Annotated in this window: 13 protein-coding genes; 8 read left to right on the top strand and 5 right to left on the bottom strand. The window is 39.6% G+C overall.

Annotation, left to right across the window (positions count from 1 at the left end; genetic code table 11):
- Nucleotides 1–44 precede the first annotated feature (44 nt).
- From IM793_RS11725 to IM793_RS11700, 6 genes are all read left to right on the top strand, one after another.
- Nucleotides 45–1238 carry a FecR family protein gene (locus IM793_RS11725; RefSeq protein WP_193421516.1) on the top strand — a complete coding sequence of 398 codons (1194 nt, stop codon included), beginning with the start codon at nt 45–47 and terminating at the stop codon, nt 1236–1238.
- A 209-nt stretch (nt 1239–1447) separates the two neighbouring features.
- Nucleotides 1448–4768, top strand: a complete 3321-nt coding sequence (locus IM793_RS11720) for a SusC/RagA family TonB-linked outer membrane protein (RefSeq protein ID WP_193421514.1) — start codon at nt 1448–1450, stop codon at nt 4766–4768.
- A gap of 25 nt (nt 4769–4793) precedes the next feature.
- The gene (locus IM793_RS11715) at nt 4794–6224 is read left to right on the top strand and encodes a RagB/SusD family nutrient uptake outer membrane protein (protein WP_193421512.1); all 1431 of its coding nucleotides are present in this window, start codon (nt 4794–4796) and stop codon (nt 6222–6224) included.
- A gap of 13 nt (nt 6225–6237) precedes the next feature.
- Nucleotides 6238–6975, top strand: a complete 738-nt coding sequence (locus tag IM793_RS11710; protein ID WP_193421510.1) for a DUF4843 domain-containing protein — start codon at nt 6238–6240, stop codon at nt 6973–6975.
- Between the two features lie 11 nt (nt 6976–6986).
- Nucleotides 6987–8435: a PKD-like family lipoprotein gene (locus IM793_RS11705; protein ID WP_193421507.1), complete on the top strand. Its 1449-nt coding sequence runs from the start codon at nt 6987–6989 to the stop codon at nt 8433–8435.
- Between the two features lie 31 nt (nt 8436–8466).
- Complete coding sequence (locus tag IM793_RS11700) at nt 8467–9642, top strand: redoxin domain-containing protein (RefSeq protein ID WP_193421505.1); 1176 nt, start codon at nt 8467–8469, stop codon at nt 9640–9642.
- Nucleotides 9643–10418: 776 nt separating this feature from the next.
- Here the strand turns inward: IM793_RS11700 and IM793_RS11695 are convergent.
- On the bottom strand, nt 10419–11636 hold the full coding sequence (locus IM793_RS11695; protein ID WP_193421503.1) for a thioredoxin fold domain-containing protein: 1218 nt from the start codon (nt 11634–11636) through the stop codon (nt 10419–10421).
- 114 nt (nt 11637–11750) lie between these two features.
- The gene (locus IM793_RS11690) at nt 11751–12269 is read right to left on the bottom strand and encodes a hypothetical protein (protein ID WP_193421501.1); all 519 of its coding nucleotides are present in this window, start codon (nt 12267–12269) and stop codon (nt 11751–11753) included.
- Between the two features lie 120 nt (nt 12270–12389).
- Here IM793_RS11690 and IM793_RS11685 point away from each other — a divergent pair, with 120 nt between their 5' ends.
- Nucleotides 12390–12761, top strand: a complete 372-nt coding sequence (locus IM793_RS11685; RefSeq protein ID WP_227256223.1) for a hypothetical protein — start codon at nt 12390–12392, stop codon at nt 12759–12761.
- 60 nt (nt 12762–12821) lie between these two features.
- Here the strand turns inward: IM793_RS11685 and IM793_RS11680 are convergent, their stop codons facing one another.
- The 3 genes from IM793_RS11680 to IM793_RS11670 all read right to left on the bottom strand — a co-directional run bounded on the left by IM793_RS11680 (nt 12822) and on the right by IM793_RS11670 (nt 14916).
- Entirely contained in the window at nt 12822–13283 is a 462-nt protein-coding gene (locus tag IM793_RS11680) for a hypothetical protein (RefSeq protein ID WP_193421499.1), read from the bottom strand.
- A gap of 17 nt (nt 13284–13300) precedes the next feature.
- Entirely contained in the window at nt 13301–13687 is a 387-nt protein-coding gene (locus tag IM793_RS11675) for a hypothetical protein (RefSeq protein WP_193421497.1), read from the bottom strand.
- A 644-nt stretch (nt 13688–14331) separates the two neighbouring features.
- The gene (locus IM793_RS11670) at nt 14332–14916 is read right to left on the bottom strand and encodes a hypothetical protein (RefSeq protein ID WP_193421495.1); all 585 of its coding nucleotides are present in this window, start codon (nt 14914–14916) and stop codon (nt 14332–14334) included.
- Nucleotides 14917–15749: 833 nt separating this feature from the next.
- Here IM793_RS11670 and IM793_RS11665 point away from each other — a divergent pair.
- On the top strand, nt 15750–18989 hold the full coding sequence (locus IM793_RS11665; RefSeq protein WP_227256222.1) for a TonB-dependent receptor: 3240 nt from the start codon (nt 15750–15752) through the stop codon (nt 18987–18989).
- Nucleotides 18990–18996: the final 7 nt, after the last annotated feature.

Below are 18996 nucleotides of genomic sequence, written 5' to 3'. Positions count from 1 at the left end.
AGGATATTTTTTCGCAGCTCCGTATTAGCTGTAAAAATCGAACCTTGAAACCATCTGAACAACTTCATATACTCTTCAAAAAACACCTGGATAATACCTGTAGTCCCGAAGAAACCCAGCGTCTGATGAATTATTTTCAACTTGACGAAGATCAGGAGGTGTTGAAAGATCTCATCATCGGCGCCTTAGCAATCCAGGATGAACACTATGAAAATGATTTAGCCATTGCCGGGGTATTGGAAAAGGTTGACCAGGATTTGTTTGTTCAGATTCAGGAATCAGCACATGCGGTACCAGAAGGGAAGAGTAAAATACTTAAACTTTGGTTAAAAATTGTTGCTGTTGCTGCAGTTTTAGCTGTAGTATACCTGGGTGTTTATTTTTTCAATAACCAACCGGAAAAGGTTGCCACTGTTCCCAAAGTTACTTTATATGATATCAAGTCAGGGGGCTATGGTGCTACACTTACTCTGGCAAATGGCAGGAAGGTCAGCTTAGCAAATGCGTCTAAAGGTGAAATAGGAAGAGAATCCGGAATAGTCATCACTAAATCAGGCGACGGCAAACTGGTGTACCAGGTTAGTGAAAAGGTTTCGGATCCAAATGCTTCCAATACCTTATCTACCGCCCGTGGCGAAACCTATCAGGTGCGGTTGCCTGACGGATCGCTTGTATATTTAAATGCCGCTTCCAGCCTCACCTATACCACCTCCCTCATTCAAAACGGAAAGCGGATAGTTACCCTTAGTGGTGAAGGATATTTTGAAGTGGCTAAGGATAAGCAGCATCCATTTATTGTAAAGACAGGCCGGCAGGAAGTAGAAGTATTAGGAACTCATTTTAACATCAGCAGTTATGCCGATGATGAAGTGGAAAAAACCACCTTGCTGGAAGGAAGCGTGAAGCTCTCAGCATCAGGTAACTCCAAATTGCTAAGACCAGGGCAACAGGCAAAGCTATCCGCTGGCAAAATAACGATTAGTGAAACGGATACCGATCTGGCTGTTGCCTGGAAAAATAATGAATTTGTAATCGAAAGTGAAAACATCGAAACAATCATGAAAATGATCAGTCGCTGGTATAATTTAGAGGTTGTTTACATCGGTGAAAAAACCACCCAGCGTTTCAGTGGTCAAGTTTCGAGGTTTGATAAATTGTCAAAGGTGCTTGAAATCGTGGAATCAACAGGGGAAGCTCGTTTCGATTTAAAAGGACGAACTGTATATGTATCAAAATAATAAATAACGAATAATAAACTGAATTTTAACCTTTAAACAAACTAGATGATAAAAGAAATACGATAACTAAAGATATCCTCAAAAAAACAGGCCCCGTTTAACTGCCGGGACCTGATCATAGTCTGGAATATTCGATTGAAAATCAATTTACAACCACAGTCTCGCTACGGACCAACGCATCAGAGACTGTTTAACCAAACCAACTACTAATGTATCAAAAATCAAGGAAATTTGGTATACCTAACCGGCTGTACCTCAAATTATTGTTAACCATGCGCCTAACCATTGTAATAATAATAGCGTGCCTTATGCAGGTAAGTGCATCGAGTCTCGCTCAAAAAGTGACTTTAACCAAGTCAAATGCTTCACTTCGATCCGTTTTTAAGGAACTTAACCAACAAACTGGTTATAATTTCTTTTATGCGGACAATCTATTGGAAAATTCAATACCTGTAACCATCAATGTTAAAGATGCTGAATTGCCTGCTGTGCTTAAGCAAATTTTTGCAGCACAAAATCTGGACTTTACCATACGTAACCAGACCGTGGTGATTAAAGCAGGTGTAAAGGCTAACCTGGATGTCATTTCTGGTTTTGTTGCCGATGCCAAAGAACACAAGCCCATCCCGGGCGTTACAGTGTCAATCAAGGGAACAAAGTCTGCGGTTCAGACGGATAAGAATGGAAAGTTTACCATCAGCATACCACAGGGTGCAACGTCTTTGGAGTTCAGATTTATAGGTTATAAGACCGTTGATGTGCCCATCTCCTCTAATTCGAATTATACCATTTATATGGAGGAGAATGAGTTGACGCTAAATGAAACGGTGATCACAGGAATGGTCGACCGGAAGGTAAGCACCTACACCGGAGCAGCCAAAACCATAACCGGAGCTGAGCTTAAGGCCGTGAGTCCGGTAAATGTATTTGCTGGTATTGCCGCCCTCGATCCCTCTTTCAGAATCATTCCCAATAATAAGATTGGGGGTAACATCAATGCGCTGCCTGAAATTACCATGCGTGGACAAACTTCTTACCCAACCCTGGGTTCAGAACTTGTTGGAAATCCCAATACGCCATTGTTTATTCTCGATGGATTCCAGGTTTCATTACAGGCAATCGTAGATCTTGATATGAATCAAATTGCATCAGTAACGTTATTAAAAGATGCTTCTGCTACTGCAATGTATGGATCTCGTGGGGGTAATGGTGTGATGGTTGTTACAACAATCCTTCCTCCAAGAGGAAAAGTAGAAGTTTCCATAACCAATAACTTAACATTATCATCCCCTGATCTTTCTGTTTATCATATGCTGAATTCAGAAGAAAAATTGGATTTCGAACGTCGGGTAGGTTTTCTAAACAGTTATAGAGGACAAGCCATTAATGCCGAACGATATAAAGCAATGTTGAGCGGTGTGAATACGGATTGGAAATCTATCCCCGTTCAAACAGGAATCAACAACAGAACTAACCTTTCATTACGTGGGGGCGACCAGTCTTTGACTTTCAACCTTACTTTCAGCGGAAATCTGCTACAGGGCGTAATGAAAGAACAGGATAGGAAAAATTATTCGGGAAGTTTTACGCTGAGTTATAAAACCAATAATTTAACCTTCCAAAACAACACGATTGCCACTCAGGTTATTTCTAATGACTCGCCCTATGGAGAATTTAGTCAGTACCTGGCTTTGAATCCATACTGGAAACCTTACGATGAAAATGGTAATATAAACCAGTACCTGGAGAACATCAATTTGGGCTTCGGTGTAGCAGGTTCGGTTGTCTTAAACCCATTAATGGATATTAAGTACAATACTATCAACAACAGAAATAAGAACTTTAATTTAAGAAACAACACCACTATTCGTTACGACTATAGTAAGTCTTTGTGGTTCACTGGTGCACTGGGCATCACCAAAGTGAATGGTACAATAGATAATTTCTATTCCGCTTTAGATAGCCGGTTCGATGGTATCGCAGATTTAAGTGCAAGAGGTTCCTATTCGAAAGACAACAGTGATGCCTTTACCATGGACGGAACAGGTGCTGTGAACTACAACAAGAATTTTGGAAAGCATGGCGTTACGGTATATGCAGGATTCAGGCTTGCCAGCACAAGCTTAAATTCATATAATGTATCTACACAGGGTTTCCCTTTCGATCGTTTAGATAACATCCTGTTTGCTGCGCAATATTTAAACAGCAGACCTACCGGGACTGAGAGTACCATTAACAATCTTTCTTATACCGGAAGTGCAAACTATTCTTATGATAACCGGTATTTTACCGATTTTACCTATACCAGAGATGGCTCTTCTGCTTATGGAGAGAATAATAAGTTTGGTAATTTCTGGTCTGCAGGTTTAGGATGGAACATCAATAATGAACAATTCCTTAAGGACAGCAGAACAGTTAACCTGTTGAGGATTCGCGGTAGTTACGGTTCTACCGGTACATCTGTACAAAATCCTTACGCCGCACAATTCAGGTACAACCTGGGTACATCGACCGGTTATTTCGGCGAGGTAGGTGCTTTTCCTGGTGCACTTGGAAACCCGAATTTAAGCTGGCAACAGGTATTGAAGTCTAACATTGGTATTGCTTCAGCATTTCTGGATAACCGTTTAACTTTTAATGCAGAATTTTATAACGAAGTAACGCAGAATGCGCTGACTACGGTTTCGCTGGCATCTAGTACCGGTTTCCCTTCGTACACTGAAAATTTGGGTAAAATTCAAAACAGGGGATTACAACTCGACCTCGGTTACACCATCCTATCTGACCCTCGTAAAGGCTTAAAATGGAATGTTTCTGTGAACGCAGCCACTAATAAATCGGTGTTAAAAGAAGTTTCTGATAAACTCAAAGCCTTCAACGCCGCATTGAATGCGAATAATCCTGATCAAACAGCTGAAAATGCGCAGTTTATTGAAGGTCAGTCGACAACGGCAATTTATGCGGTGAGGTCACTGGGCATTGATCCGGTTACCGGCCAGGAAGTTTACCTGAAAGCAGATGGTACCCCAACCTTTGTATGGGACGTTAACGATAAAACCTATGTTGGCGATACACGCCCCAGGTGGACAGGTGCCATTAATTCAAACTTCCTGTACGCAGGTTTTGCCTTAAATTTCAGTTTCAATTATAATTATGGTGCTGATCTGTATAACAGTACGTTATTAAGCCGTGTGGAGGCCGTTGATGCGCGTAACAACGTAGACCGAAGAGCGTATGACCTGGGTTGGACTGGACCTGGAAGTTTGAGCCCATACCGTAGAATTACAACCTCGCCGACACCAACAAAGCTTACTTCACGTTTTGTTCAGCGCGATAATAACATTCAGCTCAGCTCAATTAATTTGAGTTATCAGTTCAAAACCGCATTTGTAAAAAAGTTAGGCTTGCAGAACCTAAGTGTTAGTGCCACAACGAACAACCTAGCTACCTTTAGCTCCATTGAAATAGAACGTGGTACAGATAACCCTTTTGCCAGAGAGTATACATTTGGTTTAAGTGCAAGATTTTAAATTCAAAAAACATATTCATATCCCAATGAAAAGAACAACATTAATTATAGGAATCCTGGCAATAGTTGCGATGTTTTCCGGTTGTAAGAAATTTTTGGATGTAACACCCAAAACGAGTCTATCTGAAGAACAGCTGTTTACTTCAGAAGTTGGTTTTCAACAGGCTTTATCAGGCGTATATGGTCAGCTTGCCGGTAGCAAACTCTATGGGGATAACCTTTCCATGGGCTTCGTTTCCGCGCTTGCTCAAAATTATGCGACAATTGATCCTGCATCGTCAGTTCAGTTGCAACAGACACAAATCCTGAACTACGCTTCAACGGAAGTCGTAAGCTATACCGATTCCATCTGGTCTGCCAGTTATAGTGCAATTGCCGCAGCTAATAAAATAATTGCAAATACAGAAACAAACCGATCTGTGCTATCTAATAATTCGTACGCACTATTACGTGGTGAAGCTTTAGCCTTAAGGGCATTTTTGCATTTTGATTTATTACGGATGTTTGGGCCTGAATATACTGCGGGTGCCAATCTAAAAGCCATCCCATATAAAAAAGATGTCAACCAAAATGCAAATCCCCCAGCAACAACTGCAGAGGTGGTTAAATTTGCCCTGGCCGACTTGAAAGAAGCGGAAAGTCTACTGTTACCTGTTGATCCGATTGTGACCAGCGATTTACGGACCAGGCGGAATAAGCTTAATTATTATGGTGTAAAAGCGCTGGAAGCGAGAATTATGTTGTATAGCGGCGATAATATCGGGGCGGCGGCGGCTGCAACTGTGGTAGTTAACTCTGCAAAATATACTTTTGTTACCCAGGCACAAGCTGGTGTTATTGCTACGGGATTGACAGTACGTGACCGCTTGTATTTTAACGAACAGGTGTTTATGATCAGGGTTAGGGATATACTGCCCACGGTACAAAATTATTTTAGATTTAGGGGGGCTGCAAGCCAAACGCTTACACGTAGCGCCGCTAATTTTGCTACACTTTACGAAACCAGCAATGGGGGAACTTCAGACTTTAGATTTGCGTTTCGCCTTGAGCAGGATGGCACAGCCGTATTCCCTTCCAAATTCTGGCAGGCTTCTACATCTACAACCACAATTACCGACAATTTACTCGACCAGTATGTACCAGGTATACGCCTTTCCGAAATGTATTATATCCTGGCTGAGACGGCATCAACGCCTGATGTTGGTGTTGGATATTTAAACACGGTGCGCCTGAACAGGGGAATTAAAGTTTTGCCGAATACGATTACAGCAGTGACGCTTAAAGCGGAGATTACGAAAGAATATCAGAAGGAATTTTATGCAGAAGGACAATTGTTCTTTTACTATAAGCGCATTAAAGCCTCCAGAATGCAATTTGGTCCTGCTATGGCACAGAGTCAATATATACTCCCAATTCCACCTTCTGAACTTCAATTTAATCCGAATTATGCTAATTAATCACACTTGTATTATGAAATACTTATCATATATCATGGTAGCGGCTTGTCTTTTTTCATGCAAGAAAGAAGCAGTCGAAACCTACCAGGGAAAGGATGGCGTTAGTTTCTTTGCCTATACCTACGAACAATTAAATACCACAGCCGTAAGAAGCTACTCTTTTGCCTTTCAAGCTACTGAAAAGCAAAGGGACACCCTGTTTATACCCATGCGCATCACCGGGAAGTTATCCGATAAACCGCGCACGGTGCTGCTGAAAACAGCTCAGGGAACTACCGCAACTGCAGGAGTAGATTTTGAGTTGAAAGAATTCACCGTTCCTGCAGGCGCATCGAAATTTAATTATCCCTTAATATTGCTCAATTCTGCCGGAATGGCTAAAAATGTGTACAGAATTGTGCTGGAACCCGCAGAAACTAAAGACTTTATTTTGGGTACTTTAGGACAGACACCGGAGACCGTCACTAACCAAGGTACGGAGGAAAACTTTAGATATCTGAAGATCGATGTATCCGGTATGTATGTCAGGCCTGCTTATTGGGATCTTTTAGATGCAGATTTCGGGGAATTTAGCGCCGAAAAGTACAAGTTCATGGTTAAGATATTGGGTATAACAGATTTCTCTTTTGAGAATATTGGTTCTGACGGTTTATTGAACTATCCGGTTACCCTAAGGAATGCGCTGGCCGCTTACGAGGCTGCAAATGGTCCATTGTTAGATGAGAACGGTCAAGAGATATCGTTCCCTTAATTTAAAATATTATGCATTTAAAATACTTTTTAAAGCTCAGCCCGGTTTTTATTTTCATCATGCTTGCATTTTCGGCCTGTAAAAAAGACAATCAATCGTTTAAATATGATCAAATCAACGACATTAAGATTACAGATGCTATAACTACTTTTACAGTTCCACAACTGGATTCGTTGATTATCACACCAACATTGGCGCAAACAATGCCCGAAGGTGATTCATTTACCTATAGCTGGAAACTTAATACCGCAACAGATACAACAACAATTGCTAAAACAAAAAATCTACGCATCAAAGTAACACTAAGCCCAGGTACTTATCCGGTAGTATACAAAGTAACGAGCAAGAGAAATGGCATTTATACAGTAAAGCAATATACCATCACAGTGAATGGTGTTTATCCTGATGGTTGGTATATTGTCAATAACAAAGATGGAAAAGGCAAAGTTTCTTTGATTCGGACAGACGATGTCATTTTTGACAACCCTATGGAAGTGGCAAACAATAAAACCTATCCAGGTAAAGCACTGGCCTTATATAATTTTGGGAAGGGTGGTTTCTTCTATTACTTCAGTGATCAAAATGTTTATCGTTTTAACATGAACGACTGGCTGGATCTTGGTGACAAAAGTTCGATTCTCCCGGGTTTGGCTACACCACTTCCGTTCAAAACTGCCCCAGTATTTATGATAAATAATTTACAATTTGAACAGTATATAGTGGCAGACGGCAATTTATATGTTGGGCTTTCCGGTGCAATCTCAGACAATGTAAAACCCTTTACTCAGCGCATTCCTGGTAACTATAATTTATTCCCCGGCATATTCCCCGCCGATTATAGTATGACTTATTTCTACGACAACAACACAATGAGTTTTATGCAGATGCCCTATTTGTCGAGAATTCTGGATCGTGCACCTGCAACACCTTTAACAACAAACTCGTTTGATATGGCAAACGTGGGCAAAAAAATGATCGCTTATGACCGGGGCGTAACAACCTTATCACAAGAGGGAATTGAATGGTATTATATTATGGAAGATAACGATGGACGCTATTTACTATCTTTAACAGGGGATGGAAATAGTACTCACCCTGGGGTTAATCAAAAAATGGATAGTAGTCCGGAAATTGGTAGCGCCACTAACTTTGCAACCTCTTCCATCTTAAAACAACTTTATTATACCGCCGGAAATAACGTGTATTTATACGACATGCTTGCTAAATCGGCAAGACTTATCTACACTTTCCCAACTGGGTATGCAATTAAAGATATCGAAATGAAACGAAGTACCAGCAAACAACTGGTGATTGGTGTGAATAATGGTTCAGCGGGCGAAGTTTATTATTTCGACATCAATGCCCAGGGAGAATTTAACAACGGTACATACACTAAGAAATTTACTGGCTTTGGGGAAATTATGCAAATTGCCGCTGCCAGACAAAATCTGTCGATGTAACTTAGAAAAAGATTTATAATATCTAATCAAAATGAGAAAAATAACAGTGTTTATTGCGCTCCTGTTTACAGGTTTATCAGGATATAGCCAGCAGGCAGAACCCGCTTATAAGGCAAGTCTCGATTCTATGAAAATCTTCATTGATCTTTCAAAAAAAGAAGCCATTCTTAATCGCCTGGTAAAAGCCCATCCAAACGAAAGCTTTGACCAGTACAGAGCTATACTCGTAGATAATTTTATAGTAGCAAAAAATTCTGCGAAGGCTTTATATTATTTTAACCAAATCCAGGAAACTGCAAGAATTATGTATGTTGAAAATGTTACTACCGGTTTAGTGGCTTATGATTTGAAAGCAGCTGAAACTTTGGTTAAACAAGAATTAAACAACTCAACAAATGCAAAGGAAGAGCGGTTGTATTTGCTACAATTATACAGTCAGGTGGCGGATAAACTGGGCGATCATGAGAAAGCTTTCGCTGCTATAAAAGAGTGCTATGAGCAGGCTAACAAAAAAAGTGCAGGATTGACTGCACAGTATTATTATTTGATGAGCAAAACCGGCAGGTACCAGGAAGCACTTCCTGAACTGGAGAAAGCAGTTTTCTTAGGCCTGGCGAATGATGATGTTAAGACCGAACTAAAAAATGCTTATGCAAGGGTGCATCCAGGGAAAGATTCAAATGCTTACCTCGATGCCTTAACCAAGCAGTTTGACGACAAATATAAAGCGGAAATAGCAGCCAAAATGCTGTCGGAGCAGGCACCGGAATTTAAGGTAAAAGATATAAATGGCAAGGAAGTATCCTTGTCAGACTTTAAAGGAAAGACGATTGTTCTTGATTTTTGGGCAACCTGGTGCGGACCTTGTAAAAAGTCGTTACCAGCGATGCAAATGATGGTTAATAAATATAAAAATGACCCGACGGTAAAGTTTTTGTTTATACACACCTGGGAAACGGTTCCAAACCCAAAACCTGACGCTGTAAACTACTTGTTAACCCATAACCTGGATTTGCCTTTGTATATGGATACTAAAGATTCCGTTACAAAAAAGAATCCTGCAGTAACCTCATTTGGTGTTTCCGGAATTCCCGCAAAGTTTATTATTGATGGCAATGGTAAAATACGCTTTAAAGAATTGGGATTGCTTTGGCCAAATGAGGTTGCCGTGAGGCAACTTTCAACCATGATAGAGATGTCCAGATAAAATGTAATTATCCCAGGAATGGATAAATAATTATTAAAGTAAACCCTTATATGCCGAAATGCATATGAGGGTTTGCTTTGAAAAGGCGCCAAGGAGTCATAATAATATGTTGGAGACATCATAGGAATACTGTGAGTTGAAAGCACGGCAATTAACTAATTTCCGGCCTGCTTGCGCTCAAGCGCGGATACTTAACTTGCCTTTTAAACGTGGTATACTGTTTAAATGTAGGATTATTCTATAAAGGTGATTTTGCGTTGTTCGGTAGGCGATTAGCTTAAAGTCATTAAGTTAAGCTCTGCGGTCGTCAGTCTGAGCGTAGTCGAAGACTTTTTGATAATGATCCCGACCTCGCAAATAAACATTTTAACGGCTTTCGCATTTCCATCCAGCTAGGCCATAGCACAGTATCCCCGTTCTACTTAAATCCGGCCTAATAAATTTTTCGGGCTGCACTGCCTAAGCCAACCTACTAGCTTCGAAAGAAAAATTTTCAGCCGGCATTTTTTGTTACTTTTTGATGCCAAAAAGAAAGAGCCCTTCGGCGGCGGCGAGCCGAGGCAAGACTGCGCCGAAGGGGAAAAGAAATCAATTAAATGTTACTTGTATTAATTTTTATAAATAAATTATCCCTCAGGGTGACATCATTTTGCGATTTATCCCTTAACTTAATTAGCTTACCGAGAAACTTCTTTGCTCATGCTTTATATCGGGGCATTAGCAAAAAAGGGGATGTAGCACCATAAGCTACATCCCCTTTTCCTTAATCTTGAGGGTTATTTACCTTTTTTCATTTTCTCAAGCGTAACCTGGTACTGCGCTTTATTTTCAGCTGAAACCAGGTTCACTGCTTTTTGCTGCATGGCGATCGCCTGGTCCTTCTTACCCAGCTTATATAGCAGGTTGGCATAAGTGTCCAGGTAGGAAGGTTCTTTGCTCTGGGTCTCATCTACACTGCGTTTACTCCAGCTCAACGCCTCAGCAATGCAGTCAGGATCTTTACAGTTTTCAAAAACAGTCCAGGCAAAAGAATTGAGCATTTCAGCAGTTACTTCGGTGCCATATTTTTTCATATAGCTTAACACTGCCGGCTGAAATTTGTTCCATTTCTTTTCGGTCTGAAAAATCTGGATCTTGATGAGGTCTGTGGGTTCGTTAATGTCTACTTTCGGGTATTTCGCCTGTACGGCAGCAACCAGTGAATCTATATTTACATTAGGTTTCCTAAGCGCAGGATAGATGTTTTCCTCCAGAATAATAGTGCTTAAGATTTTATTTGATTTTCCCTTTCCCAAAATCGCATCTATTTTTTCAGGATCTTTTAGCATCAGCTCAAATCCCTTGCTTTTAGTGCTTCTGACGTATCTGCTGATAAACTCCAGGTTCTCTTTGGTATAGAGGTCTTTTTGTGTATCAATATAAGCATTGGCAAATTTTTCGGAGTTTTCCTCATCATATGCGGCCTCGGCACTAACGGCCAATTGTTTCAGGGTTTCAGGAGTAGGATTTCCTGACTCGCTTTTTTTCAGCAGCGTATAATACTGGGTTTCCGGGTTTAGCGCCATCTGTGCTCTGGCGATAAATTCATCCGCCTCACCGCCGCCTACAATACGGTGTACAAGCTCTCCCTGGGGAGAGAAGATCAGAAAGGTAGGATAGGCATTTACTTTAAACTCTTTGCTCATAGACTGGGCATTGGCATACCAGCTTTTCACTTCTTCGCTGTCATTTTTGGTTTGGTCGAACTGTACCTTAACATTTACAAAGTTTTTGTTAAAGAATTCACCGACCTTCTCCTGCGGGAAAATGGTACTGGCCATATATTTGCAAGGACCGCACCAGGTAGTAAAGCAATCGACCAAAAGGAATTTGTTCTCTTTTTTTGCTTTTTCTTTCACTTGCTGCCAGGAAAGTCCATGTTCAAAATGGGTGCCTTTAACCTGTGCGCTACCAATAAAAGGCAGCAGCAGGAATATTAAAAATAATTTTTTCATATCTGTTTGTTTTATTTGAGTTAATAAAGATCGTGATTTTAACTAAAAGTGATGTATCATCGCTTTAATTAATATGATTCTGCTTTAAATTAATTGAAAAAATCGATGCCTTATTTAAGCATATGGAATTCTTCGTTTTTTGAGACGCCTATTTTTATCTGTTTTGATGTTATCACCTTTTGCAAGTGGCATTTGATAGCCAATACCATAAGTCTGATAAAATCCATTTGACACTGTGGTGCCATAATTGTAACTGGATCCTGTACCCACATACTGATGGTTTATCGTTGAGTAAGCATCCTGACAACCAAAATCAGCCGCCAGGTAAAACTTACCCATATAATAATTAGCACCAGCATAGAATGCATTTGGGAGGAGTTTAGAATTTTTTGCTTGTCTACCACCATTATTACCATCATAAATAACAGGATTGTTCTTTTGCGTATAAGCGATATTTACGCCGGCAGTAAGTCCCCAATGCTTATTGAGTCTGTATTCATATCCAACTTCTGCCCCATACATGGGAGCCTTAATTGTTGAGTTTAGACCCACAAACGGAGCGACATAAACAGAATGTTTAAGCAATGAGTCTTGAGCTATTATTTTGCCCATACCCAGTGTGCCAAATAACATAAGAAGAAGTGTAATTTTAATGTTTTTAAAGTCCGCTTTACTTTGTGAGTGCTTTAGTGCTTTCAGATTTTCACAAAACTACTACGCTGATTTCTGTTGCTTATGGTATAAACAGAATTAATGGTGAATGGGAATAAGTCTGATGTAATCCGGTTAAAGGGCGTAAGAGAGTATAATCCAAAAGATATTTCATTTGAAATTCCCAGGGATAAATTGGTTGTATTTACGGGCGTTTCCGGATCAGGAAAATCGTCTCTTGCCTTCCGCACGCTCTATGCTGAAGCGCAACGTCACTATTTGGAATCCGGCTCGCCTTATGTCCGCAGGCTTTTCAACCAGATGAATATTCCAGAAGTGCACTCAATCCAAGGACTGCCTCCCTCAATTGCCCTATACCAGCAACATTCCGGCGCTTCAAGAAGGTCTTCGGTAGGTAAACGTAACATTCCTTCATATGTGAAAACATATGAAGGAATATCCAGCTTCAAGTAAATTTACAAAAAGGATGTCTAAATATTACTGATAAGATGGCCTTTTGGAAAAACAGACATGCTATTTTAACAATGAATTTAAATATTCATCAGTCACTTCCGGCAATTCTATTTTTTCGCCCTTTGCATGGGCGTTAGAAACGGCCTTATTAATTTCATTTAAATTGTTTGTGAAAGCAGAAAACAGATGTTCCGATAAATTTATAGCTTTATAACCACCCTTCCCTTGATATATATATATGCCGTCAACTAATTTAACATGACGATAAAACCGATAAGTGGCAACCCGCATCTTTGCGTATTCGCTTGTAGCTATAGGTTTAGCAGCGGTTATTACGGCGCTATTTACATCGAAATCAATCAATGTATCGGTTTTTAGTAATTGATTAACTTTTATTGACAAATCATTATTTGAAGATTTTGCATTTGAAATAGGCAAAGGTGTCATTGCAGTTTGATCCCTTTTGCAGCTTATGATTGCCACGCATATTAAAATTGATAATATTGTTGTTAACTTATTCATTGACTATGTTTTTTTATTTATTGTTGAGGATGTTGTATATTTTGAGCTGAAAACGAAATTAGTGCCACATCTGCATTAGTTGATGCGTTAAAATTCCAGGCTATAGGTAGTGGGTGTTTATAATAATAAGCTTTATAATTTTTAGAAAGAGGAAGTGAGGCGAAAGACCAACTATGACCAATAGGAGAAGTTACTTGTACCAAAGCACCAAGAATATTCAGATTTTCGGCAGTGAGAAGTATATCTTGACCACCGCCCCAGGCGAAATCTACTTCGAATCCTTGCGTAGGTACCGCCAGCAGAGCGGTGTGAGGTGGATTATTAAGAATGATTACCTGGGCATCCGCGAACGCCGGGACTAAGTTAATCGCTAGCAATAATGAAGCAATAATTTTTTTTTTCATGTAATGATAAATTAGATTAAGTTATTTGTTTACAGTACCAACTATTTACACCATGTAAATTAGCGGTATAAGTAAGATATTACGAATATATGTAATTTAATTGTCAAATCATACTCCTTTTTATGATACATTGGTGCATTATAAATGATGTTTTAAAGGATTATCATTTTGGGATAGCTTCTATTTACAAAACCAATCAAGCCGAGCCTAGTGTGTATGATTCAGGAAGGGCGTGTAAAGACACCTATATAATTAGAAAAAGAGATAAGATAAACCTTACACTCAAAGATGTCCGGTTAATCGTTGTTGCTTCTTTCTTTAGACTGATAGCCCCAAATACCATAGATGAAAAATGAATGATTTCCTAATCAAAAAATATCGAAAGCTCTTCTAAACATTGAGAAAGCATATTTTGAGGCTGAAATATCCCTAAAACGTGAAATTATAGCGGCAATTTCCCTGAAAAATTAGCGTGCCATGAAGATCAATACGCTTTAGTGAGCTATTTTCAGTTGATATAAGTGCTGCAGATATGCATGCTAATTTTTTTTTTTGGCAAGATATAGAATTTCAATTTTTAAGTTTGCTTAAACTCACCCAGGTTATTTTAAAGATACCTGGGTAAGTTTTTAAGTGGCAAAGAATTACTTTCTTCTAAATAGCCCGAAATTATACTTAAAGCCAATCAGGTAACTCGTATTACTATTTGCGTTCGTTCCTTTTGCGAAAAACTCAATGTTATCACCTTTTGCAAGCGGCATTTGATAGCCAATACCATAAGCTTGATAAAATCCGTTTGTCGCTGTGGTGCCATAATTGTAACTGGATCCTGTACCCATATACTGATGATTTATCGTTGAGTAAGCATCCTGATAGCCAAAATCAGCCGCCAGGTAAAACTTACCCATATAATATTTAGCACCAGCATAGAATGCATTTTGGAGGAGTTTAGAGTTTTTTGCTTGTTTACCACCATTATTACCATCATAAATAGCAGGATTGTTCTTTTGCGTATAAGCGATATTTGCGCCGGCAGTAAGTCCCCAATGTTTATTGAGCCGGTATTCATATCCAACCTCGGCTCCATATACGGGAGCCTTAATTGTAGAATTTAGACCGACAAACGGAGCGACATAAACAGAATGTTTAAGCAATGAGTCTTGAGCCATTATTTTGCCCACACCCAGTGCGCCAAATAACATAAGTAGAAGTGTAATTTTAGTTTTCATACTCCGAAATTATTGACTTCTTTTTTGTCTGCGTAATCATTAACCCTTTTTAACTTTCTTGACAATATTTAACAATTTCGGATATCTGTGGCTGCAACTGGTTCAAGTTTTTACATAAATCATTCTTTCTTTAAAGAAATATAGCATTGTAGGGTGGGAGCCAACAGATGGCTTTTTTACGCCTACTTGTCTTGTAAGATGGAATTGGAAAGATAGGCATGCTGCTGTATGAGTATGTAAGATTCTGGTTTTTATATACGGTTAGCCCTCTTCTTTTCCAGATGCGGTCACAGAAAATGTCGTACCGTGTAGAAACCCTAAACAACTTCATGTGATTTTATATAGATGGGTTAAAATACGGTTATTTTGTGTTAAAATACGGTCAGTATTATGTTTCAATTGTGTTTACATTTAATAAACGTTTTTCAGACGTTTATAAATGCTTATTATCTTCAGAAGTGATAATGAGTATAACTAACTATTAACCAAATATAACTAAATGAACAAAAGTCGAATCCTCTATAGGCAAGCACCTATTTAAAAGTCAGCACTATCATTTTCAGATAAGGAATATGTTGAAACAGAAATGGTTTAAGATTTCGTCTTATGCCATATTTCTTTGCTTATTATAATAAATGTCATTTTGACGTTTAAAATTAATCTTGAAAAGGAATAGGGAATGCTATGCCTGTTTAAAACCATCTAAAAACCACTAACCAAATAATTTTATGAGTAACAAACAAGGGTTAAGCCCAAAAATTCGTAATCTGCCTGATTTATTGACCGGGTCTTTCAAAATAATGCTATCACCAGTGATGAACAGACAGCAAAAAATGAAGAAAATTAAATCCGGTTTTAATAGTATGGGATTGGCAAAATATGTCATACTTTTTCTCGCCTTTTTAAGTATTAATGCCATGGCCCAGAATTCAATAACGGTAAAGGGTATTGTTAGGGACACGACAAGTGGACTCCCGGGCGCCGTAATCAAAATTGTAGGGGCTACGAATCAAGGAACCGCTACAGACAATTTTGGCCGATTCGAAATCAGGGCTTCAAAGTCGGCGATGCTCACCATAACATGTATAGGATTCAAGCCAAGGCAAATCTCCCTTGCTTCAAAATCAATTGATGCAGGCAATGTGATCACTTTAGATATCAGACTTGAAAGTAATACAACAGAGCTACAGGAAGTTGCAGTAACGGGATTTGGTAATACCCAGAAAAAAGCGAGTATGGTTAGTTCGATCACAACGGTAAATGTGAAGGATTTAAAAACCCCTTCATCAAACCTGACTAATGCCCTTGCCGGGCGTATTGCCGGAGTGATTGCTTTCCAAAATAGTGGCGAGCCAGGATTGGGCACTGATAACTCGACTTTCTATATCCGTGGTTTATCTACGTTTGGCTCAGGTAAAAGAGATCCACTCATTTTAATTGATGGAGTGGAATCCTCGGCTACCGATATGGCGCGCCTGCAACCAGATGATATCTCGGATTTTTCTGTACTGAAAGATGCTGCGGCCTCGTCAGTTTACGGTGCAAGGGGGGCAAATGGGGTTGTCCTTATTAATACCAAAATGGGAGTGAACGGAAAGCCCCAGTTTAATTTCAGGGTAGAGAATAGAATGTCGAGGAATACCAGGGATTATGAGTTTGCAGACAATATCACCTATATGAAAATGGCGAATGAAGCTTCAATAACACGCACTCCAAATGGAATTGAACCCTATTCCCAAAATAAAATCAACAGTACTGCAGCCGGTGAAGATACATATCTGTACCCGAATAATAACTGGTTAGACCAGCTGATCAAAAAGCAAACGGTTAACCAGGGCTACAACCTGAATATATCAGGTGGTACTAACCGTGCCAGGTACTACATTGCAGGTACCTTAAACCAGGATAACGGTAATTTAAAAGTGAACCCGATTAATAATTTTAATAATAATATTCGCCTGAACAACTATTCAATCCGGACGAATATAGATCTTGATCTCACCAAATCAACCGTATTAGTTATTCGTATGTATGGCCAGTTTGATGACTATCAGGGACCGATCGGTGGGTTTGATGGTTCAAGGCGTATCTCTGGCGGTGAGCAAACTTTTAGAAATGCGTTAAACGCAAATCCGGTTATGTTCCCTGCTGTGTATCCATCAGGCAAATTGCCCTTCATTGAGCATCCGCTTTTTGGTTCTGCTCAAACACGCAATACCGACTTGAGTTTAAGTTCTACCTTGTATACCAATCCTTATGCGGAGATGGTAAAAGGATATCAGGTTTACAAGACCTCGAACCTGCAGCCCCAGCTGGAATTAAAACAGGATCTGACTGCTTTAACAACGGGCTTAAGTGCACGGGCAATGGGGTATTTACGCAGGACTTCCTTTTACAGGGTAAATAGAAATTACGATCCATTTTTTTATTCTGCAGTGATTAATGCCCAGGATCAATCCTATAATTTAACCGCATTAAATGATGGTGGACAAAATTCGATAGGTACCGTTGGAACAGAAGTACTAAATTTTAGCAGGGATGCAAAAGATATTGACTCAAGGATGTGGCTGGAAGGTTCGGTTAATTATAACAGGACTTTTAAGAATAAACATGCGGTTGGAGGGATGCTTGTTTCTTATCTTTCAGATTATGAAAACGCCAATGTTGACGAGCTGATCCAGTCTTTACCTTCGAGAAACGCAGGTGTTTCAGGAAGGTTTTCTTATGGGTATGACGATAGATACCTTGCAGAATTTAACTTCGGTTATAATGGCTCTGAGCGTTTTGATACGCGTAACCGATGGGGGTTCTTTCCCTCTGCCGGTATTGGCTACCGGATTTCGAATGAAAAGTTTTTTGAACCACTGAGAGGTGTAATCTCTAGTCTTAAATTTAGGGCTACCTATGGTGTCGCAGGAAATGATGCCATTGGAAAAGTAGAGGACCGTTTCTTTTACATGTCGCGGGTAAGTTTAAACGACTATAGTTATGGCGCCTCTTTTGGTAGAAATGACGGAGCTGCATTATATAGCCGTCCTGGTGTTTCCATATCCAGATATGCAAATGCTGATATTTCTTGGGAGAGGTCAACGCAATTAAATATTGGGATGGATTTGACAGTAGGAAAAGGAATTGATGTAGTTGTGGATGTTTACAAGCAAAAACGAACTAACATCTTGCAACCTGCAGCAAATATTGATAATGCAGCGGGCTTAATGGCAACAACTTTTTCTAATTTCGGAGAAGGTACATCCAAAGGTGTAGATATGTCTGGAAGCTATCGGGCAAATATTTCCCGTGATTTTTCGATCAATGCCAGGGGAACTTTTACTTATGCTACAACTAAGATAGGTAGAGTTGATGAACTTCCTTACCCCGCATCACTATCTTACCTATCGAGAAAAGGAACAGCATTTAATCAAGCCTATGGATATATTGCTGAACGGTTGTTTGTTGATGATGAAGAAGTTGCCAATTCACCCGTTCAGTTTGGCGATCGTGGTCTCAGGGCAGGTGATATTAAATACAGGGATATAAATGGCGATGGGGTCATCAACACAGATGATCAGGTTGCTCTTGGTTACCCTACAGAACCAGAAATTACTTATGGTTTCGGATCAAGCTTTAGGTATAAGAAATTTGATTTTAGTTTTTATTTCCAGGGATCGGCCCGCTTTTCGTTTTTCATAGACTCGGAACAAGTTCAGCCATTTTATCAAAGTGGTGGTTATCAGACAGGTTTGCTAAAGGCAGTTGCCGACAATTATTGGACTGAGACAAATCCTAATCTTTATGCCTTTTGGCCAAGATTAAGCACTTGGAGGGTGCCGAGCAATAATGTAACATCAACCTGGTGGATGAGGAATGGCAATTTCCTTAGGTTAAAAAATGTGGAATTTGGATATACCTCTGAGATTAAAAAACTGAATGTGAGAAATATCCGCTTTTATTTATCGGCAACTAATCTTTTCATGTTGAGTAAGTTCAAGATGTGGGATGCAGAAATGCGTGGCAAAGGAATGAACTATCCACTCCAATCACTTTATAACCTAGGCTTACAGGTGAGTTTATAATATAATA

The sequence above is a fragment of the Pedobacter sp. MR2016-19 genome (genome assembly GCF_014947265.1).
Lineage (GTDB): Bacteria > Bacteroidota > Bacteroidia > Sphingobacteriales > Sphingobacteriaceae > Pedobacter.
Note: the sequence above shows the minus strand (reverse complement) of the source record. Positions and strands in the feature narration are given on the sequence as shown.